Raw genomic sequence first — 25,584 nt, 5'->3', positions numbered from 1 at the left:
ACTGAATGTGTGAATCAATTCGAGTGAAGCTGCAGCTTTTAATGCTTTTTCTGTTTCTCCACCTACTGCCTGACAGCTTAGTACTGTTAATGCAGGTCTGAATTTTTTTCCGCCTGCTTTAATTAAATGTGCTGAAGCATCTTTTAATTCATCTGGTTCAAGTGTGCTTAAAGCTTCTTCAATTTCTAAATCAACATCTGCTGAGTATGCTTTTAATATTTCCAATACATCCATTATAATCACCTATTAAATACTTGGGCTTGTCCATTTCTTAGTATGTGAACATCATTTCCTAATTTATATCCTTCTTCTTCTGCTAGTTCTACAAATGCTGCTAAATGACTTAAATCACCGTGTGATGGGATTAAGTGTTGTGGATTTAACATTCTTATGAAATCTCTTAAATCTTCCGGTCCGGCGTGACCTGATACGTGAACATTATTGTAGATTCTTGCTCCTTTTTCTTTGAGTCTTCTGTTTAATAAATCCCTGTTAGCAAGGTTTATTGGGTTAGGAATTGTAGTAGCTGAAAAGACTATATTGTCTCCCGGTTTGATTTCAAAGTTTGTTTTGTTGTTTGCTATTCTTGGAAGTAATGCATCAGGTTCTCCCTGGTGACCTGTTACAATTAACATGTATTTTGTTCTGTTTTCATTTGCTCTTGCCAATGCTTTGTTAATTGATTTTGAATTTCCGTAAATGCTTACGTTTCTTGGTAAGTTTAGAATTCCTAAAGATTCTGCTATTGAACAGTATCTTTCCATACTACGTCCAAGGATTAAAACTTTTCTTCTGCTTCTTTCAGCTATTTTAGTAATTGCCTGAATTCTTTCTATGTGACTTGAAAATGTTGTAACAATCAATCCTTTTCTTTCATCAAGAGGACCTTTAAGAACATCTTTAAGTAGATCTCGTGCAATTTTTTCGGAGTGTGTTTTACTTTCCTTAACTTCTTTGATGTTTGTAGTATCCATTATTGCTACTTTAACACCTTTTTTACCTATTTCACGGAATCTTCTGTAGTCAGGTGGTGGTGATACCATCTGATGGTTGTCAAATTTGAAGTCGTTTGCATATATTACTACACCTTCCGGTGTGTGAAGAGCTGCTGTGATTGTCTGTGGTATACTGTGTGTTGTTCTTACAAATTCAAGAGTTAAGTTTGGTGATATTTGTAATTTTTCTCCGGGATTTAAGATTTTCAAAGGATTATTTACTTTAAATTTACGTTCTCCTTTAATGGTTTTTTCTATTAATGCTATAGTATATGGTGTTGCAATAATAGGTGCTTCATATCTGTGTGCAAGTTTTGCTATTGCACCTATGTGGTCCAGGTGACCGTGTGTACATACTATTGCTCTTACTTTTCCATCCACTTCTCTCATAAGTGTATCGTCAGGAATTACTCCACGTTCTATTAAGTCTAAACTATGCATCCTTGATATATCCGTGTCTTCGTGTATATGAAGTCTATCAAGGTGTATTCCCATATCAAATATTACTACATCATCATTTACTTTTACAGCAGTCATGTTTTTTCCGATTTGTTCATATCCTCCGACCGCTATTACTTCTATAGTCAAGTTATATCCTCCTCGCGTATTTTTTTGTGTCAATATTTAGTTCTGTTAATATTTCTCTAGTTTTTCCAGTGATTATTAATCGCTTTTGTTTTAATTCTTCTATATTTGATGCTCCAACTAAAAACATTGCTGTTTTTAATTCTCTGGTGAATTGATTTATTTTTTCTTCAATTAATTCAGGACTTTCATAAGCATACTTTAAAAATGGTAATGCCATTCCCACACAATCTGCACCTAAACTAATAGCTTTTGCAGCTTCCAAACCATTTCTAATTCCACCAGATGATACAACAGGTAATGAAGTATTCTCTAGAACTTCAATGGTACTTACAGCTGTAGGAATACCCCAATCCCAGAATAAATTACCAAGATTTGGATCTTCTGCACGATATGTTTCTACAGCAGCCCAACTTGTTCCACCTACTCCCTGAATATCTATTGCATCTACACCAATATCCTCCAGGATTTTTGCATCCCTTCCATCTATTCCTGCACCGGTTTCTTTAGCTATTATAGGAATATTTGTTCCGGAACATATTTCTTTAATAGATTCAACATAGCCTTCTGCATTTATATCTCCCTCAGGTTGAATAATTTCCTGTAATGGATTTAAATGTATTGCCAATGCATCACAATCTAACATTTCAATTGCTTTTGGTGCGTATTCTACTTGCGGTGCTCCAATATTACCTATTATCATAGCCCTTCTAGCATAATCCCTAACAATTGTAAATGTATCTGTTAAGTCTTCATGAGTTATTCCAGCCCTTTGGCTGCCCACACCCATTGCAATTTTTGTATTTTCTGTAGCTATAGCAAGATTTTTATTAATTTCCTTACTTGCTTCATGTCCACCAGTTATTGCAGATATGATTAATGGTGAATCCAATCTTTTGCCAAGAAATTCTATTGATGTATCAATATCTTCAAAATTAACTTCAGGTAATGTTCTATGAACCAATTCTATGTCTTCAAAACCTGTTGTTCTGTTATGTTCAACATTGTTGTTTTTACATATTTCTAAATGAGCCAATTTCCTATCTGATATCACAACATGTTACCCCCTAATCGTTTGTTAAAATATTATTATTTGATTATTGTACCTTTAACTTCCTTTCCTGAAACAGCTGATTTAAGGTTACCTTCCTTTTCTGCATTAATAATCATTGATTCAATACCTTCATCGGCAAGTTCCAACAATTCCCTTATTTTACCTGCCATACCACCGGTTACATCAGCCTGATTTTCATTTTCAGTTAATGTCAGTTGAGTATCTTTTGTCACCACTTCTATTAACTTTGCATCAGGATTTGTTTTAGGATTATCTGTAAATATTCCATCCACATCTGAAGATAATATTACCTTATCAGCTTTCAATGCTTTTGCAAAATATGTAATGAGTTGATCCCCCGATATTATTGCAAATTTTATGTCTTTATTCAAATCAAGAACTGCATCACCATACAATACCGGTACAAATCCCTCATTAACATAGCGTTTTACAATGTTTGTATCACATACTGTAATCCTTTGATTTTCCGTAATTATAAAAGAGGACGGTTTTATACCTATTGCAGGTATTCCCTTCTCCTGTAATTTACTAACAACATAATAGTTAAGTAATTGCATTGAAGATTGAGTTAAACTTAAACCTTCAATCTTAAACAGGTTTTCCTGAGCATTTGTTATTTTTCCACCTATTCCATATTTCTTTGCCAGTATATGTCCAAATGATCCTGCACCGTGTACAATTACCATATCATCATTGTAGTTAGATACTTCTTCTGCAATCCTATTTAAATTTGTCTCATCAACGGTCGGTTCATTTGCATCTTTTATGGTTAATGCACTTCCACCTAGTTTTACTATCATCATAATAATACAGTCCTATTATTATTCTTGAATAATTTGTCCATAAACTCCTTCATCAGATTGTTCACATTTAAATGTAGGGTATTTGCTACTTAATTCTTCATATATCCGATTAATATTTTCCGGACAGTAAGCTATTATACAGCCTCCACCACCACTACCAGTTAATTTTGAACCTTTTGCTCCAAATTTTCTGGATAGGTAAACCATATCTGATAATTCAACAGTATTTACGCCAATTGAATCAAGTAATCCCTGATTCAAGTTCATTAAATCCCCTAATTCTTCGGAGTTTCCATTTTCCAGAGCATGTTTTGCATTTTTTGATATTTCCTGCATAGCATTAAAAATGTTTCCTACAATTTCAGGATATTTTACATATTTTTGTCTTACTGATTCTACCAATTGTCCCGTGTTTCCACTTAATTCACAGTTTGAAACTATTAATGGTAAATCCATATCAAAATTGATTCTTTGTAATTCAAATTCCTCATTAATATAGATTATTCCACCATATGTACTCATAGATGTATCAATAGGACTGGCAGCTCCCTGTATCTTAATTTCTATATCCCGTGCTTTAGTTGCAATCTCTTTTTTATCCATTTCAATATGATTAAACAAGGATAATGCTTTCATGCAACTAACAGTAACTGCTGCAGAAGAGCCCAATCCTGCTCCCAAATACATTTTTATGTCAACTGTTAAATCAAAACCAGTATCAAATTCAAATAAGTTTATAACTTCATAAATATAATCAGTAATCATTTTATTTTGACTATCTAATTCAAAAACAAGTTTTTTATTTACCAGTTCATGTTCCTTTGAATAATTAATTAATGGTACTTCTATTGTAACATTATTGTCTGATCTGGTTGTTAATTCCACATCAACTCCCCTGTTTATTGCAACGGCAATTGCTGGTTTATTATGTACAACAGAATGTTCTCCAAACAATATTACTTTTCCAGGTGCAAAAGCTTTGATTTTCATAATTATTCTCCTAGTTAGTCAAGGATTTATGTAAAAAAAATTAGTAAAAATAGAAAGTATATTAATTTCAGTAATAATCAGTATTACCTATAATCTACTTTTAGTTCTTAGGTAAATGGGTGTAATATTATCCATAGATATACTACCATAAGTTATTTACCCACTAATTCCAATACATTTGTCTAAAAAAGACAATTCCCCTAAAATGATTCTCAAGTATAAAAAAAATCCTTTTTTATACAGTTACCGATTGTAACAATATTTGATTAATTAATCAATTATTCTTATGAGAATCTGTTAATAATATATATTTAAATTATATTTAATATAGTTTACTAAAAAAGTTACAATAGATAAAAAAATTGAAATAAATTATCAATAATCAAAATTTATATTAAAAATTAAAACTAATAGATAATAAGATAGAAATAATTATTAAAATGTGATAATATGATTAGAAAATCTTGTGTTAGTGGAATGTTTTATGAAAATAATCCAAACTTTCTAAAGGAAGACATTGATAATTTATTTAATAAGATTCCTGAAAATAATGAAAAATATGAAAAAATTGTTGCAGGCATAGTTCCCCATGCAGGATATATTTACTCAGGTAAAACGGCATGCTACACATTTAACGAAATTAGAAAAAATGAATTACCTGATACATTTATTATTCTGGGACCCAACCATACAGGTTATGGAACTAAAATAGATGTGTGTGATTATCAAAAATGGGAAACACCACTTGGTTTAGTTGACGTACATCATGAATTTATTCAGGAATTATTAAATGTTGACAGTAACGTTTACATTGACAATAATGCACATGTTAGAGAGCATAGCATAGAAGTTGAATTGCCGTTTATACAATTCATATGTGAAGGTCATGATTTTAAAATTGTACCCATAGTTATTTCCCAGCAGATTCCCCAATTATGTGAAAATCTTGCTAAAAGTTTAGATGAAGTTATAAAAAAATTGAATAGAAATTGTATAATCATTGCAAGTACCGATTTAAATCATTATGATGACCAAGAAACTACAACATTTTTAGACAATAAAATAATAAAATCCGTTGAGTCAATGGACATGAATCAAATGGTAAAAGATATTATTGACTATGATATTACAATGTGTGGATATGGACCTGTTATAACTGCAACATTTTATTCAAAACTACAGAATGCTAACACATCAATCGTATTAAACCACACCACTAGTGGTGAGACATCAGGAGATTTTGAATCAGTAGTTGGATACATGTCGGGAATAATTTTCTAAAAATTCAAAGATAATCATCTTAAACAACCAATCGGTAAAACTTTCACACTATCTTCCCTTGTATAAGCATATTTAGTTCCAGTTACTACTGCTAAAAATTTATGTTCTTTCATACGTAATTTTTTTTCTTTAATATTTTTTTTAATTAATTCATTTAGTTTCAATAAATTTTTTGCACCACAATCAATATTATCCCTACCCAACTTAAATTCAATTAATGCATAATCACCATTTTTTAAATGAATTACACAATCAACTTCAAGATTATATTTATCATGATAATATGAAACTGTACCCCCTTCTTCATAAGTATAAATACTTAAATCCCGTATACATAATGTTTCAAATATAAATCCAAATGTTTTTAAATCATATAGCAATGCTTCCGGATCTAAATCTAAAGCTGCCACAGCTATTGAGGGATCAATAAATTCTCTTTTTGAACTTGAACGCATAGCAGAAGCTGATCGAATATTAGGATTCCATGCATCAACTTCATCTATAACAAATAATCTAGATAAAATATTAAGATAAGTTGTAAAGTATTTACAGCAAAATCTGGAAAATTTTCTTTAATATCTTTAATTATTGTCTTATTACTAGCAAGTGTTGATATATTTCTTGCATATGATTTTAAAAATTGTTTTACCTTTCTTGAATCCCTATTAATATTATCAATGGCTGAAACATCAACTTCACATATATTTTCCATATAATTTTCAACAACAAATAATTGTGCTTTAGTATTTTTTTTATTTAAAGATTCTGGCCATCCACCACGACAAGCAGCAAAAATTAATTCATCTAAAGATAAATTAGATTCAATACCATCAATATTCATTTCAGGATTTTTAAATAAATCAATTAATTTAATTTTTCCATTTGACTCCTTACTTTCATATAAACTCATAGGTTTCATTAATATCATATTAAATCTTCCAGTACCACTATGCATTATTTTAGATTCATCAATTACTGTTGAACCAGTTAATATATATAAACCATCACCCTCAGAATTATCTACACTTGTTCTAACAGCATCCAAATTACTGGAATATTCTGCCATTCATCAATTAATCGTGGTTTATCTCCATCCAGGAGTAACGATGGTTTAAAAGAAGATAATTCTTTATAAGAATTAAAAGTATCAGGATTTTGTAAATCCAATATACTGTTAGCATGTTGTTTTACAGTAGTAGTTTTACCACACCATTTAGGTCCAACTATTACAATTGCACCAATCATATCTAAACGTTCTTCTATAATGTTATCAAGATACCTTTTTAAATACTTTTTTGACATTCATTACATCTAAAAGATATTGATTATAAATTTCATTAATACATTTTTCCCAATTAATTAAAGATTAATATAATTTTACAAGATTGATCAATATTATAAACTTAAATATATCCTCCACAAATTATTTTATTTAAGAAATATAATCATATGAATAATGATTTAAAAATAGAAAAAGTGTTATATTAAAAAATAATTAATGTAATGTTAAGAAATTAGAAAAAAGAGCTAAATTTTTTAAAAAAAAAGGTTTATGATAAAAAAAAATAACCTAATAGAAGAAGATTAACTTCTTCTATGTTTCCTTGCTTATTTTAAAAAGTTATATTTTTAATTCGAAGTCAGTAGGTTCTAAATCGAATTCTTCATCACTGGACAAGATTCCTCTGTTTCTGAGAACTTGTCTAGCAAGTAACCAGTATACTAAAGCAATAGCTTTTCTACCTTTGTTGTTTACAGGTATAGCTACATCAACATTGGATAAAAGGTTTTCTGTATCACATAATGCTACTACAGGAATTCCGTTTTGTCTTGCTTCAATTACTGCTTGTGAGTCGCTTCTTGGGTCAGTTACAACTAATAATTTTGGTTCGATGAATTTTGAGTATCTTGGGTTTGTAAGTGTACCTGGGATGAATCTTCCAGGGATTGTTTTACAACCTGTTACTTCACCGAATTTTTTAACAGGTGCTTGACCGTATTGTCTTGTACTTACTACGAGTACGTCATCTGGGTCGTATTTTGATAATAATTTTGCAGCAATTAATATTTTATCGTTACTGCTTTTTACATCTAATACGTGAAGACCATCTGCTCTTACTCTGTAGATGTATTTTTCCATATCTTTTGTTTTTTGTTGAGTACCTATGTGTAAACCTGCTGCAAGGTACTTATCTAATGGTATTAATAATTCAGACATTTTATTACCTCTTAATTATATTTATTTTTTAATGATTTCCGTATTGTATTAATATATGAGACTAATTGCATTGTAACTGCATACTTCTTGACATGCCAAGCATCCACAACAAGCATCAATATTTTCAATGACCAGCTGATCATTTTTTATATCAAATACCTGCATTGGACATAAATCCAAACATTCCAAACAATTTAATGAGTTACACTTTTCATAGTCTATATTAATATCCATATTAAACTCCACTTATAAATCAGCCATTTTAGGATTTGGTAATTCTTCTTCAATTCTGACTAATTCATTAAGTTTTGCTATTCTTTCTCCACCAGCTGCTCCAGTTTTAATAATTGGTGCATTGAATGCTACTGCAATATGTGCAATTGTTTCATCAGTTGTTTCTCCAGATCTGTGAGATACTACTGGAACGTATTTATTTGCTTTAGCTAATTGGATAGAGTTGTAAGTATCAGTTAATGTACCTATTTGGTTTGGTTTAATAATTAAGGAATTTGCTGCTTTTGCTTCAATACCTTTTGCTAATATTTCAGGATTGGTTACAAATAGGTCATCCCCACAAATTAAACAATCTTTACCTGATTTAGCTGTTAATTCTGCAAATGCTTCAAAGTCATTTTCTTGAATTGGGTCTTCTACATAGAAGAATTTATAAGTATCTACTAAATCAGCGATGTAGTCAATTTGTTCTTCAACTGTTCTTGAAGTTCCTTCACGTTCATAGATGTATTTTTGTTCTGATTCATTCCAGAATTCACTTGATGCTACATCTAATCCTGGTCTAACTTCTACTCCTGTTTCATCTGTTATTTCTTCACAGGAAGATGTTTGAATTTCTAAAGCCTGTTCGTTGGTAAGGTTTGGAGCCCATCCTCCTTCGTCACCTTTACCTCCAGTAAATGTACTGTCGGTAGCTTGTATTTTTTCTTTGATTCTTCTGTGAACGTTAATGTTTGTTTCCATTGCTTCCATTATATTGGATGCACCTACAGGAATTACTAAGAATTCTTGAATATCCGGTGCGTTTGTACCTGCATGTGCTCCACCGTTAATCATATTTCCTAATGGGAAAGGAATTGATACAGGCATGATTCCGCCTAAGAATTTGTATAATGGTAAGTTGTAACTTGATGCTGCTGCTTTTGCTGTTGCCATTGATACTGCTACTGCAGTGTTTCCACCAATGGTTGAGAAGTTGTCGGTACCGTCAATTTCTTTAAGTACTGTGTCGATTTCTCTTAAATCTTCTGCTTCCATTCCTATAATTTCGGATGAAATTAAATCTTCAACTTCAGCTATTACTTGATCTACTCCACCTTCAGGGAATGATGCAACTTCGTTAACCCCTGTACTTGCTCCACTAGGTGCTGCAGCTCTACCGAATCCATTCCATGTTAAAACATCTGCTTCAACAGTTGGATTTCCTCTACTATCAATAATTTTTCTTAATCGTACGTCTTCAATTACACTATCCATAAAAAACACCTCTTTTTAAATGTAGAAATAGTTGTTCAATTAAAGGGCTATTTTTTTATTTCCTTCTAAGTGTATAAATAAGAAATTAAAATTTCATACTCAGGTATTAAAAATAAATAAAGAATTCTATTTATATTTATCTTTAACTACTGCATCTAATGGAAGAACTCCTTCCTCATATTCGCGTATTGCTATTTTAATTGTATCTTCATCAGGTTCAAATTCCACTAACGGTTTTGCTCCCATTGAAATTTGTAATGCCCGTGAACCAATTAATCTAGCTTTTTCAAATCTTGTATCTTTTCTAGATTGCATATTACTTAAATGCTCCTTTCTGGTATATATCCTATTCAACAACTTAACTAAAAATATCCAAATTACCTTGAAGGTAAAAAGGAGAGGAGTCCTCATTTAATCGAGTAAATACTCTATTATTAGCTCCTTATTTAGTTTAATAATATTCATTACCATACATCAACGTGTGATATGAACATTCTTCTACAACAATATTTTTTGATTCCAAGATCATCTAGAACATCGTTAGGATTTTCACCATTTTCTGTTCTTTCCTTAAATTCATCAAAACTTGCTGAAATAACTTTTCCACACGAAAAACATCTTACGAGTAACATAAGAATTTACCTGTAACTTTTTTGTTTTCTAGCTCTTGCACCTGGTCCACCGAATTTTTTAGATTCTGAACGACGTGGATCCCCTACTAACATTGTTCTGTCGTATTGAACATATCTGTCTTTAAGGTTCATGTCACCATAGTATTCTACTAAACCTTTAGCAATAACCATTCTAGCAGCTTCTGCTTGACCCATTACTCCTCCACCAATTACACGTACATTGATATCTACAGAATCTACTAAGTCTCCTGCTAATTCTAATGGTTCAAATATTTTTAATCTTGCTAATTCAGGACTGTATAATTCTACTGGTTTACGGTTAACTCTAACTTTTCCAGTTCCTTCTCTTACTGTACCTCTAGCAATAGCGGTTTTTCTTTTACCACTAGTGTGTACTACTTTACTCATATTTACACTACCTTTAATTTATTTAAAATTTAGCACCTAATAATTTAGAAATTGTACCTAATTCCATACTTTTTTGAATATTTCTAGGTTGTGCTTCTTTAATTTCCACTACTTCTTGTCCTTCTAATTCCTTAGGAACGCCTACATTAACTTTTAAGTTTTTGTATGCTGCTCTTCCGTGAGCTTTTCTATAAGGAATCATTCCTCTGACAGTTCTTCTGAAAATATCATCTGGTCTTCTTGGGTATTTAGGACCTAAGTCTCTAGGGTTAGAAATACTTGCTCTGTCTACTCTTTGTTTGTATCTAGCGTAGAGAAAATCTTTGTTACCAGAGATGATTATTTTTTCAGCATTAATTATGGTGATTTCTTCACCGTTTAAGAGTCTTTTACTGACTGTACTTGCAAGTCTTCCAAGTACTAATCCTTCTCCATCTATAATAGTTACCATTCAATCCACCTACTTTATGATTTTAACATTGGATCCTTTTGGATTTTCAGCCATTAATTCATCAATTGTTAGGCATTTTCCTCCAGCAGCAGTAATTTTACTTTCTGCTTCTTGTGAGAATTTAAATGCAGCTACAGTTACTTTTTTGGTTATGTTACCTTCACCTAAAACTTTTGTTGGTACAAGTACTGTATCATCGTCGTCAGAATATTTGTCTATATGGTAAACATTTACTTCTTTGTTTTTCCTATTAGCCCTTGAAAGCTCTTTAGCAACAGCCTTCCATATAGGAGCATCTTCTGCAGATGATTGTTTGGTGAGGGATTTGATTAAATCAATTGTGTTTGGGTTAGTTTTTGATAATTTCATTTTAATTATTCCTCCTCATTAACAAAGTTTATAATATTATCTGCTTTTTCTGATAGTATATCACAAGCTATTGTAAGAACTTCTAATGGTTCTAGTGATCCATCTGTTTCGATTTTAAATATGTATTTCCCTTCTTCGAAATCTATGGTTATTGCATTGTCATCTTTTTCAGATAATCTTTGACAAGTTCTACATGTAGAACAATTTTCAACATTGTTGTATGTTAATGCATCATCTTCAATTTGTAATACATTTCTTGGACATTCTTCCACATATTCCTCTAAATCAGTGACTTTATCGTTGTCAATGATAATTTTTGGATAATATTTGTATCCACATGTTGTAGTTGCTTGCCATTTTGCATGTTCTGATCCTAGACCAAGTTCTGCTATAGCTTCTAATTCAACTTCTTCGCCTTCTCGAAGTTCTACTATTGGTATTGTATCATAAACTGGTTTTATAGCTGGGTCGTCTGATTTTAGATCTTTTGAATATACTACTTTAGGACCTTTTTCTTTTAAAAGGAATGAAACGCTACAATTTGAACAATGATCTTCGCAATCACACTCAGATTTAAATACATATGAGCTTAAATCTGTTTTTATTGGTATTAATCCTAAACGGTGAGCTAAAACTTCATCAAACATTTTTGCATCGTTCTTGAAAATGTTAACATCTTCAATTGCTAGAGTAGGAATTTCTACAAGACATATTCTTCTTATTGTATTTATAAATGTATCATCTACACCATCAACTACAAATACAGCTCTTTCATCATCCTTTTCTCTAATTTCTATATTCATAATATGACCCTTTATAAAAAATACTTATACTCTTCTACCTCTTTTACCACCAGGTCTACCAGTACCATCGTGAGGGATAGGAGTTACATCTTCAATTTTACCAATTTTAATACCGGCTCTTGCTAATGCTCTGATTGTTGCTTGAGCACCTGGTCCAGGTGTTCTAGGACCATTTCCTCCAGAAGCTCGTACTTTAATATGGAGTCCAGCAATTCCTTTTTCTTTAATATCATCAGCTACTCTGTTTGCTGCTTCCATAGCTGCAAATGGTGATGATTCCTGTCTGTCAGAACGTACAACTTTTCCACCAGACCATTGTGTAATAGTTTCAGCACCAGTTATATCAGTTACTGTTATAATAGTGTTGTTAAATGATGAGTAAACGTGAGCTACACCCCATTTATCATTTTCTGCCATTTTATCACCTATAAATTATTTGTTAAGTAATTTAAACATCTTGTGTCTATTCATCGTCTTCTGGTTCTTCTTCTGCTGCAACTACTTCTTCTTCAGTGTTTTCTGGAGCTTCAATTTTGTGTGCAACTGGGGAACCTGGATAGAAGTCAATATTATCTTCATCAGCTACTTCAACTATGTGTCCTGGTGCATTGATTTTTTTACCGTTTAAGGTAATGTGACCATGTACAACGAATAATCTTGCTTCTTTAGCTGTTTGACTTAAACCTTTTTTGTGTACTAAACTTTGTAATCTTCTTCTTAAAACGTCTTCAACGTTTAAATCTAATACTTCTTCAAGTCTAGCGTTAGGTGATATGAAACCTAATCTTACAAGATGATTTAATAATTCAGTTTCTTCTTTTTGTCTTTCATCAACGTCCATACCTAAGATAATACGAGCATCTCTTCGGTATCTTTTAACTTTTGAGTCTGCTTTCCAGATTTCTTTTTTGTTTTTTAATCCGTATTTTGCAGCTAATCTGTTTTCTTCTTTAATACGTTCTGCATTCCATGGATGTGATGGAGTGTCATATTGTTTTCGTGGTTTTCTTGGATGTCCCATAATCAAATCTCCTTAATATTTATTTAAAAAAGTTTTTTTCACGTTTATCCTCTTGATCTACTTACACCAACAGATGAACCATGTCTAAATGTAGATTTAGTTCTTTGACCACGTACAGGAAGACCAACTTCGTGTCTTTTACCTTTGTAACTTCTAATCATTTTCATTCTGTTAAGGTCATCACGTAAAGTCATGTTTAAGTCAGATTCGATTAAGTGAGTAGTTTCACCAGTTTCGTAATCATTTCTTCTGTTTAAGAACCATTCAGGAATTCCAAATTCTTGAGGGTTTTCGAGTACTTCTTCGATTTTTTCTACAGATGCATCATCAATGTAACCGATTTGTTGTTCTTGATCTAAATCTGCAACTTTACATATAGCTATAGCAAAAGCTTTACCTATACCTTTAATTTCGGTTAAAGCTGATGCGATTGTTTTGTTTCCGTCTACGTCTTTACGAGTAATACGGACCATATGTCTAAATTCTTCTTCAGCCATTTGAATTCTCCTTTTTATTTTATAATAAATTAAAAACTAGATTAATCTAATGTGTGTGAAAAGTAATTTCTTTATAAGAAAAAATAAGCTTTGATTTTTTATAATTATTGTAAATATATCAAGAAAACAGTTATTTATCTAAATTAATCAATTCGGAATTAATCTAGTCAAAACAGTTACTGTTTTATTGTGATTAAAAATAATAAATAAATCGTTAAAAAAGTAGTAATTTTTTTTTAATGAAATTTTCAAGATATTATTTTAAAATAATTATAAACGCCGAGACTGGGATTTGAACCCAGGAGGGCGTCTGCCCACAAGATTTCCAGTCTTGCGCCTTACCAAGCTAGACTATCTCGGCATATCTGTTTGTTTATAATTATTTCAGATATACAATATTAAATAATAATATCTAAATTCTCGAATATAAATCTTCCCAAATAGTCCTTTTTCATTACCTATAGAAAAGATTAATATCCATACAGAGAGTTTACTCCCATGTAAATTCATTAAAATTACATAGCCAAAGCTAATCCATGTAAAACTTAAGAATAATATTATTAAAACAATAATAATATTTTAAATATCGACCTCGCCCATAATACGCATATTATAGGTTCTACAGTTAATAAAAAAATGTTTAATGCTATTTGAAGAATAATCATACCGAAAAAATATTTTTTATTATTTTTTCCCTATGCTATTACTTCCACATCTTAGGATATGTATTTGGTAGTATAAATACTTTTTGTATTTTGACTACTATTTTAGTATCCATAGATATTATGTCATTAGCATTATATAAACTTTGACCTAATGCAAGAAGTTCATCTTTAAGAGTCATAACTGCAACAGTATTATTCTCATGAATTTGACTATTTAATTTTACAATACCACTACTTGCAAGGCTTGCACCATGACATATTGCATCAACTGCTGAATCCTTAACGTATATCTTTTTAACATACTTTGTTGTGTACTCCATTGGTTGAATCAATTGTCTTAAATATTTTTCATCACCATCTTCCTTATAAAAATAATATGCATCAGTAACATCCTGAAGAGTGGTTAATGATTCATCTTCTTCAAAGGAACCTGCCATGGTTCTTCTAAGTTCAGCCATGTGTGCACCACAACCTAAAACTTCACCTATGTCATGACAATATTTTCGGATATACGTACCCGATTCACATTTTATTCTGAATAAAACATCCTGTTTATCCCGAATTTCAAGAAGTTTTATTTGATAAATATTACGAACACGTAATTCACGTTTAACGGCTGATTTAACTGGCGGTATCTGATAAATCTTACCTGTAAATTCATCAAGAACCTCAATTATACGTTCTTCATCTACAGGTTTATGTAATCTCATAAGACATACATATTCTTTAGGTGATAAAAGTAAAAATTGTAAACTTTTTGTAGCCGTATTCATAGCAACAGGGAGAACACCAGTTACCTTTGGATCAAGAGTACCCCCATGACCCGTTTTAGAAACGTGCATAATATTTTTTACCCAATTATCAACTTCATGACTAGTTGGACCGGACGGTTTATCTATATTGAAAATACCTTTGTTAATGTGTTCTTCAATACTTCTTTCAGAAGGTTTACAACCATAATCATAATCAGTATCTGCTTCTTGCTTATAATCGTAATCAGTCATTAAAATCAAATTCCATTTTATTGCTATTATAAAATATGTCAGTTAATGCTATTATTTTTTAGCACTAGATTTTTTGACATAACTATCTTTTTGTCATTGACATCATCTTAAGATTTCACTCTTTATGTAAACATTTATTATTGAATTTTAACTAGTTTTTGGCTCTGTAGAAAACCTTGCTTTTTTTAAAATGGTTATTTATGTCTAATTTTTTGTTACTTGTATTGCACTAACAGTACTTAAATTAATCTCATTAATATGACTTGATAAAAAATCATCTCTGAAAAATGATATATCGTTAATTTTAGTAAATAAATATAAAACCCACCAAAATAATTAAAAAACAGCAAATAAAAATGTGAAATAATTGATTTAAAAAAAGAGTTTATAATATGTTATAAAAATAACATATTATTTAATTTATTTATTGCATTGCTAAAATTACATCTTCAGCAGTAACTGTTTTTCTACCTGCATGTTTTGCAAGTTTTACAGCTTGTACTGCAATAACTTCTCCGTATTCTTCTAAAGCATTTGCAAGTTCAATTGCTGCATCATCACTTACTCTAGCTGCACCACTAGCTTTGATGATTCTTTTAACTGGTGCGATTGGTAATTCTGCCATAAATATCACTTTCTCCTATATATCAATGTTATTATTTTGTAATTAACATATATATAAACTTTGTTAGAAAAAAAGGATAAAAATAAGAAATCCTATTAAAAATTAAAGATAATATAGAAAAAATCATAGCTCTAATTAAATTTTTCTCAATTAAACAATAAAATAGTTGAAAATAATTATTTTGATAAATATTATAAAAAAAATTATAAATTATTTATAACAGTTTTACTTTTTAAAACATTTTCAAAATTGTTTAATTCTATAACACCATTATCAATTTTTTTAAGTAAATTTAAGTCCAATGTTCCTTCACCTAACGTAATATGTTGATCATGTAATCCATCATTATCATTCAAATGACAATAACTGATATTTTTCAAATTTAACATTTCAACAAGATTGTTGCAGGTATTTGCATGACCAGTATCTATAGTTAATTTACAACCAGTTTCATTCTGAATCATTTCTAATTCATCAACATTATTTGCTAAGAATGATTTTCTAACAGGCATGTTTTCGATAGATATTTCAACATTAGATTGATCCATTATTTCACCAATACTTTCAATAGCAAGATTTAATGCATACTTTCTTAATCTAGAATCGTTTCGACCAATTTTTCCGGGATGAACCGTGATTGTTTTTGCCCCAATTTTTTCAGCATATTTTGCACATTGTAACATCTGTTTAACACTTTCAGCCCGTATACCTCTATTTATACTAGCAATATTGATATCTACTGTAGCTGCATGGATTCTAACATCCAATCCACAATTTTTAAACTCTTCATTATCTTTTTCATAGAATATATCTTCTGCAAGTATTTCTATCATGTCAAATTCATGTTTTTTTGCTAAAGATATTATTTCTGAATTTGATTTCATAAATACTGAAAGAGTTGAAAAACCAATATTCATAAGAATCTCCTAAATTTTTACTAATAGGAAATATATATAAAGTTAATTATATTTATTTAGACAGTAGTTTTAAAAGTTTGATAATTCATCTGTTACAATTAGTATTAATACTAAAAAGAATAAAATCAAAAAAAATAGGAATGATATTATGACTCGTAAAAGTTTTAATGAGAAATTAAATGATTCAAAAGATATGCCAAAAATTATCACTTTAGATGATGAAAAAATCATTGAACTTTATGGTGGAAAAAATATGTTAATTGCACCACCATTAGAATACAATGATATTATGTCTAAAATTCCAGAAGGTAAAATTATCACTACTAAAGAAATTCGAACTTTTTTAGCTAAAAAATATGATGTCGATTTTACATGCCCTATGACGGCAGGAATATTTATCAGTTTATCTGCTCAAGCAAGTCATGAAAGAAAAGAAAATAAAATTCCTTTCTGGAGGACACTTAAAGCAGGAGGAGAATTAAATCCAAAATATCCTTTAGGAATTGAATATCAAAAAGAAATGCTTGAAAAAGAAGGACATAGTATATTTACAAAAGGTAGAAAAAACATCAGATATTTTGTAAATAATTATGAAGAAAAATTGTTTAATTTATAACAAAACCACAAAAAGAGATTTACTCATTTTTACGACCTCTTTTTGCCATATAATCTCTTCCTTTTTTGACACCATATCCTGCCATTACTCCACCAAGTAATAGATTTGTTCCGGAAAATAAACCTTTACCTTTCATAGCTCCGGAACCTGTTTTAAATAATTTTGAAATAACGCCATAATTATCTTCCAAATCTGAAGCTAAATCTATTGCATCTTTAATATTTTTACTATTATTTTTTTTACTTTTCTTATTGTTATTTTTAAGTGCAGCATTTCTTAGCTTATCATAGTTTTTACGTTTTTTATCATCAATTAATACTATATACGCTTCTTTAACTAATTTAAATTGACTTTCAGCATTAGCTCTATGATTTTTATCAGGATGATATTTAAGTGCTGCTTTTTTGTAAGCTTTCTTTATTGTTTTTTTATCTGCATATTGATTTATTCCCAAAATCTTATAATAGTCTCTGATATATTTTACCATAACTGCCACCAAATATTTTTTTTTTTAATTTTATAATACTAATAAACTATTTATCATCCACATATAGTAAATATATCTTAAGATTATTCTATATCCTTTATAAAATAATTAATTTATATTGAATATTTCTGTTTAATAGAATTAAAAGTACCACCTTAACTACTTTTTAAGAAAATCTTCTATTAATACTGAATATATACTAATGTCAGTGCCTATATCTTCTATTTCATCTTTATTAAACCATTTTGCTTTAAGTATTTCATTTCCGTCTACTTCAATCTCTCCAGAATCATATTCTGCTTTGAATGCACACATCAATGAATTTGGAAAAGGCCATGGTTGACTTCCCATATATTGAATATTTTTTACAGATATGCCCACTTCTTCTTTAACTTCTCTTTGAACAGCTTCTTCTATCGATTCTCCCATTTCAACAAATCCTGCAATTAATGCATAACGTACTGTTGTATTATAACTGTGTCTTGCCATTAATAATTTATCTCCATTATGAATAGCTATTATTACTGCCGGTTGTATTTTTCCATGAAAATTACTTCCACATTCAGGACATATAAATGACATGCTATTTTTTTTGATTACTGTTTTTGTACCACATCGTCCACAATATTGATTAAATTGATACCAGTCATTTATTAATACCCCTCTGGTAGCAATTTGATAAGTATCTTTATCTATTTCATAAACATCCCGTAAAGAAGTATACTCAACATCATCATCTACATTAACTACAAAACAATCTTGATTTTTATATGATCCTATAAATAAGTTGAAATTTACATTAAAATTTGATAAAAATGAATTGTCAACTAATGGAATTTTGTTGTCTTCCGTTAAAAATAGTTCACGTTTTTTGTTGAATATCAAATAGTATGAATTTTCTTCATTCATATAATCTTCTTTAAAATCAATACAATAATCAGAATATAGATATTTTTCTATCATAATAACTATTATTTAATCCATATTTATTGAAATTATCTAAAAAGAATTAAAAAAATATAAAATATTAAAAAAGATTATTTTTGAAAAAAACGACCTACAAATAAACAATACTTTAAAAAAACATCAATTTTTAAAGTAAAATAGATAAAACCTTTAAATAACAATTATTTTAATATTAAAGTAATATAGAACTTTATTTATTAAAAAAATAAGGTTCATTGATAATTATACTAAAAAATAATTATACACTAAAATTACACAAAATTCAAGGGGTTTTATTTTGTATTCAACAGAAGAAAAATACATTATTGCCACAGGATCACTTGCAACAGTAATTGTAGCATTTCTTTTAAATGCAGCACCTGTTGCACTGCCTTCAATTGCAAAATCTTTTGCAATGAATAACATATTACAAAATTGGGTTGACACCATATATTTACTATCAATTGCAGTTTTTTCAATTCCCTGTGGTAAAATATGTCAAAAATATGGTTTAAATAAAATATTAAAAGTGGGAATTATATTTTTCCTAATCGGAACTTTAGGTACTGCTTTATCATTAAATGCATCAATGTTACTACTGTTTAGAGTAGTGTTAGGTATTGGTTCAGCTTTACTGAATGTTTCATCCATTGCATTAATAGTCGAAGCTATGCCTAATGAAAAAAAAGGACCAGCTCTGGGAATAGCCGTTGCAGCAGTATACATAGGTATTGCATTATCACCAATATTAGGTGGAAGTTTGATTTTCAACTTCGGATGGCAGAGTCTTTTCATAGCGACCATTCCAGTAATTTTACTGAATTATTATTTATCAAATAAAATAAAAAAAGAATGGATTCATTATGACAATAATAAATTTGACATTAATGGAACTATATTATATAGTGTTGGAATTGTCTTATTCATATATGGATTTACAAGAATTCTTGAATTTACCGGCCAAATATTAACAATAATAGGAATAATTCTCTTAGTAATATTTGGAATATGGGAATTAAAAAGCAGTAACCCAATATTCGAAATGAAATTATTTAAAAATATAAGATTTGCAGCTGCTAACCTTGCTTGTTTATTCAGTTATTTTGCAACATTCATGATAACCTATGTTTATAATTATCATCTACAATATATAATGGGAATGAATTCACAAACAGCAGGATTATATCTGATTATTACACCAGCAATAATGGTATTGATGTCAATTTTATCAGGTTATTTAATTAAGAAAATCAAAGGAGAATATTTAACGGGAACAGGACTGATTATTTTAGCAGTAGCATTTATATTATTATGTACTCTTAGTAATACTACTCCTTTAGAAATAATACTTATTGCTATGACATTACATGGTATAGGATATGGTTTGTTTTCTTCACCAAATACTGTTCTAATTACTACAAGTGTTCCGGAAGAAGAAACATCCAAAGCATCGGCTTCATTATCTGCAATGCGATTAATAGGTCAAACTGTTAGTTTAGGTATATTTACTACAGTATTTGCTATAATTATGAGTAATGTGGTAATTGAACCAAAATATTATGCTTTATTAATAGAAAGTTGTCACAATATAAGTATTTTAGCAGTAATATTTGTAGTCATAGGTGCTATAATATCATTTTTAGGTCTTAAAGGAATTAAAGACTAAAAAAGATTAACCTCCAAAAACTATTTTTTTAAAAAAAAAGAAGTAAAAAAAGAAGGTTGAATAATTTAGTTATTCAACATTATATTATAAATACATCTTCTGAAGATCCTCCAGAACTGGATGAACCTCCTGAAGAACTACCTGAGGAACTACCAGAAGAACCACTAGATGAACTACTGGAAGAACTTGAAGAACTACTGGATGAACTACCAGAGGATGAACGTGAACTACTTGAAGAGGATCTTCTATTGCTAGAAGTGGATGTCCTAGTTGTTCCGGAAGAACCTGATGTATCTTTTGAAGATGATGATACTGTTTGTCCATTAGATGAATCATCACTTGTTGCTTCTGTATTACCCGTATTTGTGTCCTCAACTGTTGTATTGTTTGTTGTGTTATTTACTTCTAGAATAATATTTTCTGAATCTGTTTTATCACCAAATTTTATAAATGATGATGCTGCTACAACACAACCTATTAAAACAAGTGCAAGAATAACACCTAAAATCATTTTTTGAGCTTGTTCTCTCATTTTATTTATCACCTATATATGTTTCAATAAAGTTTTGTATTAACCATGATGATATACTAATATCTGATGAAAGTATATCTATTTCTTCTGGTTTAAACCATTTTGCATCAATTATTTCTTCACCATCAACATCAATTTCACCATTATCATAGTCGGCAGTAAAGCCTAACATTAATGAATTGGGAAATGGCCATGATTGACTTTTTTGGTAACGTAGATTTTTAATTTTAATACCTACTTCTTCTGAAACTTCTCTATAAACAGCTTCTTCAATAGATTCGCCTGGTTCAACAAATCCTGCAATTAAAGAATACCTGGATGTTTTATGATAACTATGTTTTGCCATCAATAAGGTTCCATTTTTATTAATAGCCACGATAATTGCTGGTGCAATACGCGGGTAATGCATCTGACCACATTCGGGACATATTAACATCATATCCTTTTTATCTAAAAGCGTTTTTGTTCCACAACCCCCACAATATCTGTGAGTTTTATACCAATCACGAATCAATACAGCTCTTGAAGCAATCTGATATTCATCATGACTAATTTCATATAATTCGAATAAATTATGAAAATTGTTTCCATTATTAGTATTTGCTACAACCACTTCTTTATCATTAAACTTTCCGATGTATAAAGTAAACTCTAAATCAAATTTTTTTAATTGATCTTTATTAAATATAGGAATCTTTTTTTCTTCAGTTAAATATAATTCCCTATTATTATTAAAGATAAAACAGTAAGTTTGAGAATGTACTTCGTAGTCTTCTGCAAAATCAATAGAATAATTTTCATAAATATTCTTTTCTATCATACAGTTAATTATGTTATTTATTATTTATATGAATATTGTATTTTTGAAAGATGTAATAAAAAAATATAAAAAAAAGAAAGAAAAAATTATCCTTCATTATAAATTAATCCTATTGAACGTGCAATAACTATTAATAAATAGGATTCAAGTACAACAGAGGAAATGATTTCTCCAACATATGGAATAAGAGTAACTATACCTGATACTAACCCTACAACGAATATTAAGATTAATAATAAAATTATAAATAATATATAATTTCCCCATCCAATGCTGCTGATTTTCTGAATAACATGTCTTATATCAATTGCTTCCAATATATTTTCCGTTTCTGCTAAACGTGCTTGAGCTATGATATTGAGTAATGCGAAAAAGACAAACAAGACAAATGCAAGAATTGCTACTATCGCTACACTAATAAATAATGCATTGGTTATATCTGCTGGTACTGTACTTAACATACTTGCAGCATTTGCAGTATCCGTTGTATTTAAAGCTAAAATAAATTTTTCTGTGTTTGAGTATACACCTGCAATGATTGATATAATAAATACTAATATTGCCGGAATTATATAATATACTGCATTAACAACCAAATTTTTCAATCCATCTATTAAATTTTTTACGGGATCAATAATTGGAATATTATTTTGACCATCAATAGTTGCTTTGATTATTGACAAATTAACTCCCATTAATAATAAGGCAACAAAAAATGTCAAAATAGCAAATATCATTCTGTAATCAGGATAAAATATTGATAATTGATCAAAAATACCTATTATTAAAGAAATTAGAGCAACCATTCCCCATCCTTTATGATCATTTAAAGGAAAATTAATTGCTTCTTTAATTATATCCAAAACATCCATGTTTTTTTTACCTCCATTATTATTTATATGAGTTACTACTTACTAGTCTACTCAATAATGATTATGTTAAATGATATATTTATTCTTATGATTTTTAGAATAGAAATATATAATTATATTTACAAAAATAAAAGTATCAAAAAAAGGAGGGAATATAAATGGAAATAAGTGATATCATTGAAGATTCATTTAAATATCCTATATCAGACTTCAAAAAATTATTAATATTGGGAATTCCATTTCTAGTTATAGGAATATTTGCTTTATTATTTATTTTTGAAAGTATTGGTATATCTGCATTATCTGATGTTTCAGAAGAGGCTATACTATCATCACCATTATTTTCAACATTTTTAATTACCACCCTATTATTTATAATCGTAACAATAATCTGTTCAATTATAATGAATGGTATCGGAATATCAGTAATTAAGGAAACTATTAAACCATCAGATTCGTTACCAAATATTGAACTTAAAACAAACCTTTTAAATGGTATAAAAAGTTTAATAGTATCATTTATTTACATAATAGTTCCTACAATAATATTTTTCATACTTGTAGGAATTGGAAGTGTTGCTTTAGGTGAAAATTCCGGAATTTTAGATATTATATTAATCTTATTATATATAATTGCAATAGTTATTGTAGGAATATTACTGACCGTAGCTATTTGTAGATTAGCAGAAACAAACAGTATCAGTGAAGCTCTAAATATTAGTAACATTATTGAAATTGGAAAAAAAATAGGTTTAATTAAAATATTTGCTACAATACTTATTTGTAATGTAATTTTAGGTATTATTTCATTAGTAGGCTCATTTATTAATATGATTCCAATTATAGGTTCAATTATTGTAATATATATTTTATACACTTATATGATACTTGTCACATACAGAGCATATGGTTTATTATATCGTGATATTACAGGAAATGATGTTTCTCAAACTGCATTCCAACAACCACTTACACCAATAGAAAATAATCAGACAGAAAACAATAATGAAATAAAAGATTTTAATCCTGTAGATAATAACGAAAACCAGGATATAAAAGAAAATACCATTCAAAATAATGATCAGCAATTCAATGATGATAAAAACATTGTTAAAAAATGTAAAAATTGCGGATCTGAAAATCCTAATTATGCAACGTTTTGTGTAAATTGTGGAAATGAATTATAAACATTTCCAATATTCTTTTTTTTATAAAAATTTATAATTAAATATATCTTAACTATTTTTAATTTCTTAAAAATTAAAAGGTCATTAAGGAAATGAAAATAATTGATTTAAAAAATAGATAATAAATGATTAATAACCATTTTAATTAAAGATAAAATTAAGTAAATTATCTGACAATTTTGTTACCAATCATAATAGCTTTATTAATCTGATCTTCTTTAGTATTTATGATAGCTTCCTTAGCATTACCTATCAATAACTCTACATCTTCAACATCAAAGCCAATACCTCTAAAAATATCAACAGTAGTCTCAAGGTTATGCTTAATATATTCATACATAGGAGGATCAACAGCTGCCTGACTAGCTATTACAGAAAATTTTTTACCATGAACATTATAAGTATCAAGAGAATTCATTACAGCATAGAACCTGTCAATGAATATTTTTGCAAGACTTGAAACATTTCCCATATAAATCGGTGTAGCTATGATAATTCCATAAGCATCCTTAATCTCATTGTATATTTCTTGCATATCATCATCCAAAGAACATTCACCCTTATGTTCAACACAATAATCACAAGCTTGACAAGTTTTAATATTCATATTATTTAAATCAAAAATTTTAACATCAGCACCTTTAGACTCGGCAGTATCTAAAGCTTTCTCTAAAGCAATTTTAGAATTACTGTTCTCTCTTGGACTTGTATTTATTCCAATAATCTTCATATTAAATCACCAAAAACTAATATTTAATATGAAAGTTATAGTAAAAAAATTTTTTCAAAAAAAGATAAATTAAGGGGGTTAAAAAATAAGTAAGTGATAAAAAAGCTTTAAACTTATAAGTTTGCTAAAGCTTCTTTAACTGCTTCAATATCATCAGATACTTCTACAGTTTCATCCACTGGTTCTAAGTGTTTGATGTTACATCTTTTGTTTTTAACTTCGTTTCCTACAATTTCTACAAAGTTTTCATCAATAACATCTACAATAACACATTTTTTCCCAGATTCTCTTCCTGCGATTTTAACACATACTCTTCCTTTTTCTATTGCTGGCATTTATTTCACCTATTTATTTTTGTTCAATACATTTAGTTATAATATCTAACGTTGCTTGTTCATCAAAAGTACCAGTATTAATAATGAGATCATAAATTTCAAAATTATCGATATCAATATTATGAATTTCCTGGTATCTTTTCTTTTCACTAGCAGTACGTTCTTTAATTTCTCGAATAACCGTATCAATACTTTTATCTTCCCTATAACTTATGCGTTCAGCTCTAATGTCATCAGGAGTCATAAGCCAGATACGATAGTCAGCATCTACAAAAAATGCTGAAAGACGACCTTCAACAATCAAATCATCTGCTTCATTAGCGATGTCAGCTTGTCTCTTGTCTAAAGCTATATCAATTTCATCATTACCCTCAGCGAACTCGTTAAACTCTAGTACAGTCATATTATGTTCTTTAGCTAGTTGTCTAAAAACATCACCCGCTGAAATATAGGGGATATTAATATTCTCCGATAAATTTTTGGCTGCAGTTGATGTTCCAGTCCCTGCGAGTCCACCGATTGTAATAATCATAATGATCTTGCCTCTTCTTTTAATAATTGTTT

At 29.4% G+C, this 25,584-nt stretch carries 32 protein-coding genes, 1 tRNA gene and 1 pseudogene; 4 read left to right on the top strand and 30 right to left on the bottom strand.

Annotated features, from left to right (window positions below; genetic code table 11):
* From QZZ11_RS08130 to mvk, 5 genes are all read right to left on the bottom strand, one after another.
* A partial coding sequence (locus QZZ11_RS08130; RefSeq protein WP_292475164.1) for a polyprenyl synthetase family protein occupies window positions 1-234 on the bottom strand: 234 nt, incomplete at its 3' end.
* Between the two features lie 5 nt (window positions 235-239).
* Window positions 240-1,583: an RNase J family beta-CASP ribonuclease gene (locus tag QZZ11_RS08125; RefSeq protein ID WP_292475163.1), complete on the bottom strand. Its 1,344-nt coding sequence runs from the start codon at window positions 1,581-1,583 to the stop codon at window positions 240-242.
* A gap of 1 nt (window position 1,584) precedes the next feature.
* Complete coding sequence (gene fni / locus QZZ11_RS08120; RefSeq protein ID WP_292475160.1) at window positions 1,585-2,634, bottom strand: type 2 isopentenyl-diphosphate Delta-isomerase; 1,050 nt, start codon at window positions 2,632-2,634, stop codon at window positions 1,585-1,587.
* A gap of 35 nt (window positions 2,635-2,669) precedes the next feature.
* Window positions 2,670-3,458, bottom strand: a complete 789-nt coding sequence (locus QZZ11_RS08115) for an isopentenyl phosphate kinase (protein WP_292475158.1) — start codon at window positions 3,456-3,458, stop codon at window positions 2,670-2,672.
* Window positions 3,459-3,476: 18 nt separating this feature from the next.
* Window positions 3,477-4,448, bottom strand: coding sequence for a mevalonate kinase (gene mvk, locus QZZ11_RS08110; RefSeq protein WP_292475156.1), 972 nt, complete (start codon window positions 4,446-4,448; stop codon window positions 3,477-3,479).
* A 450-nt stretch (window positions 4,449-4,898) separates the two neighbouring features.
* Here mvk and amrB point away from each other — a divergent pair, with 450 nt between their 5' ends.
* Window positions 4,899-5,729, top strand: a complete 831-nt coding sequence (gene amrB, locus QZZ11_RS08105) for an AmmeMemoRadiSam system protein B (RefSeq protein ID WP_292475155.1) — start codon at window positions 4,899-4,901, stop codon at window positions 5,727-5,729.
* Between the two features lie 14 nt (window positions 5,730-5,743).
* On the opposite strand, the pseudogene QZZ11_RS08100 reads toward amrB, so the two are convergent.
* From QZZ11_RS08100 to QZZ11_RS08020, 17 genes and pseudogenes are all read right to left on the bottom strand, one after another.
* A pseudogene (locus QZZ11_RS08100) lies at window positions 5,744-7,031 on the bottom strand (DUF4143 domain-containing protein).
* Between the two features lie 319 nt (window positions 7,032-7,350).
* Window positions 7,351-7,947, bottom strand: a complete 597-nt coding sequence (rpsB, locus tag QZZ11_RS08095; protein WP_292475152.1) for a 30S ribosomal protein S2 — start codon at window positions 7,945-7,947, stop codon at window positions 7,351-7,353.
* Window positions 7,948-7,995: 48 nt separating this feature from the next.
* Window positions 7,996-8,181: a 4Fe-4S dicluster domain-containing protein gene (locus QZZ11_RS08090; RefSeq protein WP_292475151.1), complete on the bottom strand. Its 186-nt coding sequence runs from the start codon at window positions 8,179-8,181 to the stop codon at window positions 7,996-7,998.
* A 12-nt stretch (window positions 8,182-8,193) separates the two neighbouring features.
* A complete protein-coding gene (eno, locus tag QZZ11_RS08085) occupies window positions 8,194-9,438 on the bottom strand; it encodes a phosphopyruvate hydratase (protein WP_292475149.1) in 1,245 nt (414 codons plus the stop codon).
* 126 nt (window positions 9,439-9,564) lie between these two features.
* Window positions 9,565-9,753, bottom strand: a complete 189-nt coding sequence (locus QZZ11_RS08080; RefSeq protein ID WP_292475148.1) for a DNA-directed RNA polymerase subunit K — start codon at window positions 9,751-9,753, stop codon at window positions 9,565-9,567.
* A 149-nt stretch (window positions 9,754-9,902) separates the two neighbouring features.
* Window positions 9,903-10,070, bottom strand: coding sequence for a DNA-directed RNA polymerase subunit N (locus QZZ11_RS08075; RefSeq protein ID WP_292475146.1), 168 nt, complete (start codon window positions 10,068-10,070; stop codon window positions 9,903-9,905).
* Window positions 10,071-10,076: 6 nt separating this feature from the next.
* On the bottom strand, window positions 10,077-10,478 hold the full coding sequence (locus QZZ11_RS08070; protein ID WP_292475145.1) for a 30S ribosomal protein S9: 402 nt from the start codon (window positions 10,476-10,478) through the stop codon (window positions 10,077-10,079).
* A 22-nt stretch (window positions 10,479-10,500) separates the two neighbouring features.
* Window positions 10,501-10,929 carry a 50S ribosomal protein L13 gene (locus QZZ11_RS08065; protein ID WP_292475142.1) on the bottom strand — a complete coding sequence of 143 codons (429 nt, stop codon included), beginning with the start codon at window positions 10,927-10,929 and terminating at the stop codon, window positions 10,501-10,503.
* A gap of 9 nt (window positions 10,930-10,938) precedes the next feature.
* Complete coding sequence (locus QZZ11_RS08060; RefSeq protein WP_292475171.1) at window positions 10,939-11,304, bottom strand: 50S ribosomal protein L18e; 366 nt, start codon at window positions 11,302-11,304, stop codon at window positions 10,939-10,941.
* Window positions 11,304-12,101: a DNA-directed RNA polymerase subunit D gene (locus tag QZZ11_RS08055; protein WP_292475140.1), complete on the bottom strand. Its 798-nt coding sequence runs from the start codon at window positions 12,099-12,101 to the stop codon at window positions 11,304-11,306. Before QZZ11_RS08055 ends, QZZ11_RS08060 begins: the two co-directional genes overlap by 1 nt.
* 24 nt (window positions 12,102-12,125) lie before the next feature.
* A complete protein-coding gene (locus QZZ11_RS08050; RefSeq protein WP_292475138.1) occupies window positions 12,126-12,518 on the bottom strand; it encodes a 30S ribosomal protein S11 in 393 nt (130 codons plus the stop codon).
* Between the two features lie 46 nt (window positions 12,519-12,564).
* Window positions 12,565-13,122 carry a 30S ribosomal protein S4 gene (locus tag QZZ11_RS08045; protein WP_292475137.1) on the bottom strand — a complete coding sequence of 186 codons (558 nt, stop codon included), beginning with the start codon at window positions 13,120-13,122 and terminating at the stop codon, window positions 12,565-12,567.
* Between the two features lie 44 nt (window positions 13,123-13,166).
* Window positions 13,167-13,619 carry a 30S ribosomal protein S13 gene (locus QZZ11_RS08040; RefSeq protein ID WP_292475135.1) on the bottom strand — a complete coding sequence of 151 codons (453 nt, stop codon included), beginning with the start codon at window positions 13,617-13,619 and terminating at the stop codon, window positions 13,167-13,169.
* A 277-nt stretch (window positions 13,620-13,896) separates the two neighbouring features.
* Window positions 13,897-13,980 (bottom strand) — tRNA-Ser (locus QZZ11_RS08035).
* A gap of 342 nt (window positions 13,981-14,322) precedes the next feature.
* Window positions 14,323-15,309, bottom strand: coding sequence for an RNA-guided pseudouridylation complex pseudouridine synthase subunit Cbf5 (locus tag QZZ11_RS08030; RefSeq protein ID WP_292475168.1), 987 nt, complete (start codon window positions 15,307-15,309; stop codon window positions 14,323-14,325).
* Between the two features lie 403 nt (window positions 15,310-15,712).
* Window positions 15,713-15,913 carry a histone family protein gene (locus QZZ11_RS08025; protein WP_292475134.1) on the bottom strand — a complete coding sequence of 67 codons (201 nt, stop codon included), beginning with the start codon at window positions 15,911-15,913 and terminating at the stop codon, window positions 15,713-15,715.
* Window positions 15,914-16,116: 203 nt separating this feature from the next.
* On the bottom strand, window positions 16,117-16,830 hold the full coding sequence (locus QZZ11_RS08020) for a sugar phosphate isomerase/epimerase family protein (RefSeq protein WP_292475132.1): 714 nt from the start codon (window positions 16,828-16,830) through the stop codon (window positions 16,117-16,119).
* A 148-nt stretch (window positions 16,831-16,978) separates the two neighbouring features.
* Between QZZ11_RS08020 and QZZ11_RS08015 the strand changes: the two genes are divergently transcribed.
* Window positions 16,979-17,446 carry an MGMT family protein gene (locus tag QZZ11_RS08015; RefSeq protein ID WP_292475131.1) on the top strand — a complete coding sequence of 156 codons (468 nt, stop codon included), beginning with the start codon at window positions 16,979-16,981 and terminating at the stop codon, window positions 17,444-17,446.
* A 19-nt stretch (window positions 17,447-17,465) separates the two neighbouring features.
* Here the strand turns inward: QZZ11_RS08015 and QZZ11_RS08010 are convergent, their stop codons facing one another.
* Complete coding sequence (locus tag QZZ11_RS08010; protein WP_292475128.1) at window positions 17,466-17,933, bottom strand: DnaJ domain-containing protein; 468 nt, start codon at window positions 17,931-17,933, stop codon at window positions 17,466-17,468.
* A 159-nt stretch (window positions 17,934-18,092) separates the two neighbouring features.
* Entirely contained in the window at window positions 18,093-18,896 is an 804-nt protein-coding gene (gene nudC / locus QZZ11_RS08005; protein ID WP_292475125.1) for an NAD(+) diphosphatase, read from the bottom strand.
* 280 nt (window positions 18,897-19,176) lie between these two features.
* Between nudC (QZZ11_RS08005) and QZZ11_RS08000 the strand changes: the two genes are divergently transcribed.
* Window positions 19,177-20,544 carry an MFS transporter gene (locus QZZ11_RS08000; RefSeq protein ID WP_292475124.1) on the top strand — a complete coding sequence of 456 codons (1,368 nt, stop codon included), beginning with the start codon at window positions 19,177-19,179 and terminating at the stop codon, window positions 20,542-20,544.
* A gap of 79 nt (window positions 20,545-20,623) precedes the next feature.
* Here QZZ11_RS08000 and QZZ11_RS07995 read toward each other — a convergent pair whose 3' ends face one another.
* The 3 genes from QZZ11_RS07995 to QZZ11_RS07985 all read right to left on the bottom strand — a co-directional run bounded on the left by QZZ11_RS07995 (window position 20,624) and on the right by QZZ11_RS07985 (window position 22,768).
* Entirely contained in the window at window positions 20,624-21,076 is a 453-nt protein-coding gene (locus QZZ11_RS07995) for a hypothetical protein (RefSeq protein ID WP_292475122.1), read from the bottom strand.
* Window position 21,077: 1 nt separating this feature from the next.
* Window positions 21,078-21,896, bottom strand: coding sequence for an NAD(+) diphosphatase (gene nudC, locus QZZ11_RS07990; protein WP_292475121.1), 819 nt, complete (start codon window positions 21,894-21,896; stop codon window positions 21,078-21,080).
* 86 nt (window positions 21,897-21,982) lie between these two features.
* Window positions 21,983-22,768, bottom strand: coding sequence for a DUF4013 domain-containing protein (locus tag QZZ11_RS07985; protein ID WP_292475119.1), 786 nt, complete (start codon window positions 22,766-22,768; stop codon window positions 21,983-21,985).
* Between the two features lie 158 nt (window positions 22,769-22,926).
* Between QZZ11_RS07985 and QZZ11_RS07980 the strand changes: the two genes are divergently transcribed.
* Window positions 22,927-23,955 (top strand): DUF4013 domain-containing protein, encoded by a 1,029-nt coding sequence (locus QZZ11_RS07980; protein WP_292475117.1) that lies wholly within the window; start codon window positions 22,927-22,929, stop codon window positions 23,953-23,955.
* 166 nt (window positions 23,956-24,121) lie between these two features.
* Here QZZ11_RS07980 and QZZ11_RS07975 read toward each other — a convergent pair whose 3' ends face one another.
* The 3 genes from QZZ11_RS07975 to cmk form a co-directional block, all read right to left on the bottom strand.
* Window positions 24,122-24,685 (bottom strand): flavodoxin family protein, encoded by a 564-nt coding sequence (locus QZZ11_RS07975; RefSeq protein ID WP_292475115.1) that lies wholly within the window; start codon window positions 24,683-24,685, stop codon window positions 24,122-24,124.
* A gap of 113 nt (window positions 24,686-24,798) precedes the next feature.
* Window positions 24,799-25,020, bottom strand: a complete 222-nt coding sequence (locus QZZ11_RS07970) for a 50S ribosomal protein L14e (RefSeq protein ID WP_292475113.1) — start codon at window positions 25,018-25,020, stop codon at window positions 24,799-24,801.
* Window positions 25,021-25,033: 13 nt separating this feature from the next.
* Window positions 25,034-25,552 carry a (d)CMP kinase gene (cmk, locus tag QZZ11_RS07965; protein WP_292475166.1) on the bottom strand — a complete coding sequence of 173 codons (519 nt, stop codon included), beginning with the start codon at window positions 25,550-25,552 and terminating at the stop codon, window positions 25,034-25,036.
* Between the last annotated feature and the right edge of the window lie 32 nt (window positions 25,553-25,584).

Origin of the sequence: Methanosphaera sp., from assembly GCF_016282985.1 — an archaeon.
GTDB lineage: Archaea > Methanobacteriota > Methanobacteria > Methanobacteriales > Methanobacteriaceae > Methanosphaera.
This window is presented reverse-complemented; position numbering and strand designations above follow the sequence as displayed.

What these genes read in the sequence shown, in the direction of transcription:
- eno (WP_292475149.1), bottom strand. Translation starts at nt 9,438, where the DNA reads ATGGATAGTGTAATTGAAGACGTACGATTAAGAAAAATTATTGATAGT.
- QZZ11_RS08070 (WP_292475145.1), bottom strand. Translation starts at nt 10,478, where the DNA reads ATGAGTAAAGTAGTACACACTAGTGGTAAAAGAAAAACCGCTATTGCT.
- QZZ11_RS08055 (WP_292475140.1), bottom strand. Translation starts at nt 12,101, where the DNA reads ATGAATATAGAAATTAGAGAAAAGGATGATGAAAGAGCTGTATTTGTA.
- QZZ11_RS07995 (WP_292475122.1), bottom strand. Translation starts at nt 21,076, where the DNA reads ATGAGAGAACAAGCTCAAAAAATGATTTTAGGTGTTATTCTTGCACTT.
- amrB (WP_292475155.1), top strand. Translation starts at nt 4,899, where the DNA reads ATGATTAGAAAATCTTGTGTTAGTGGAATGTTTTATGAAAATAATCCA.
- QZZ11_RS08010 (WP_292475128.1), bottom strand. Translation starts at nt 17,933, where the DNA reads ATGGTAAAATATATCAGAGACTATTATAAGATTTTGGGAATAAATCAA.
- nudC (WP_292475121.1), bottom strand. Translation starts at nt 21,896, where the DNA reads ATGATAGAAAAGAATATTTATGAAAATTATTCTATTGATTTTGCAGAA.
- rpsB (WP_292475152.1), bottom strand. Translation starts at nt 7,947, where the DNA reads ATGTCTGAATTATTAATACCATTAGATAAGTACCTTGCAGCAGGTTTA.
- QZZ11_RS07985 (WP_292475119.1), bottom strand. Translation starts at nt 22,768, where the DNA reads ATGGATGTTTTGGATATAATTAAAGAAGCAATTAATTTTCCTTTAAAT.
- QZZ11_RS07975 (WP_292475115.1), bottom strand. Translation starts at nt 24,685, where the DNA reads ATGAAGATTATTGGAATAAATACAAGTCCAAGAGAGAACAGTAATTCT.
- QZZ11_RS08065 (WP_292475142.1), bottom strand. Translation starts at nt 10,929, where the DNA reads ATGGTAACTATTATAGATGGAGAAGGATTAGTACTTGGAAGACTTGCA.
- QZZ11_RS08045 (WP_292475137.1), bottom strand. Translation starts at nt 13,122, where the DNA reads ATGGGACATCCAAGAAAACCACGAAAACAATATGACACTCCATCACAT.
- QZZ11_RS08090 (WP_292475151.1), bottom strand. Translation starts at nt 8,181, where the DNA reads ATGGATATTAATATAGACTATGAAAAGTGTAACTCATTAAATTGTTTG.
- QZZ11_RS08015 (WP_292475131.1), top strand. Translation starts at nt 16,979, where the DNA reads ATGACTCGTAAAAGTTTTAATGAGAAATTAAATGATTCAAAAGATATG.
- cmk (WP_292475166.1), bottom strand. Translation starts at nt 25,552, where the DNA reads ATGATTATTACAATCGGTGGACTCGCAGGGACTGGAACATCAACTGCA.
- QZZ11_RS08050 (WP_292475138.1), bottom strand. Translation starts at nt 12,518, where the DNA reads ATGGCAGAAAATGATAAATGGGGTGTAGCTCACGTTTACTCATCATTT.
- QZZ11_RS08075 (WP_292475146.1), bottom strand. Translation starts at nt 10,070, where the DNA reads ATGTTACTCGTAAGATGTTTTTCGTGTGGAAAAGTTATTTCAGCAAGT.
- mvk (WP_292475156.1), bottom strand. Translation starts at nt 4,448, where the DNA reads ATGAAAATCAAAGCTTTTGCACCTGGAAAAGTAATATTGTTTGGAGAA.
- QZZ11_RS08020 (WP_292475132.1), bottom strand. Translation starts at nt 16,830, where the DNA reads ATGAATATTGGTTTTTCAACTCTTTCAGTATTTATGAAATCAAATTCA.
- QZZ11_RS07970 (WP_292475113.1), bottom strand. Translation starts at nt 25,020, where the DNA reads ATGCCAGCAATAGAAAAAGGAAGAGTATGTGTTAAAATCGCAGGAAGA.
- QZZ11_RS08115 (WP_292475158.1), bottom strand. Translation starts at nt 3,458, where the DNA reads ATGATGATAGTAAAACTAGGTGGAAGTGCATTAACCATAAAAGATGCA.
- QZZ11_RS08040 (WP_292475135.1), bottom strand. Translation starts at nt 13,619, where the DNA reads ATGGCTGAAGAAGAATTTAGACATATGGTCCGTATTACTCGTAAAGAC.
- QZZ11_RS07980 (WP_292475117.1), top strand. Translation starts at nt 22,927, where the DNA reads ATGGAAATAAGTGATATCATTGAAGATTCATTTAAATATCCTATATCA.
- QZZ11_RS08080 (WP_292475148.1), bottom strand. Translation starts at nt 9,753, where the DNA reads ATGCAATCTAGAAAAGATACAAGATTTGAAAAAGCTAGATTAATTGGT.
- QZZ11_RS08025 (WP_292475134.1), bottom strand. Translation starts at nt 15,913, where the DNA reads ATGGCAGAATTACCAATCGCACCAGTTAAAAGAATCATCAAAGCTAGT.
- nudC (WP_292475125.1), bottom strand. Translation starts at nt 18,896, where the DNA reads ATGATAGAAAAATATCTATATTCTGATTATTGTATTGATTTTAAAGAA.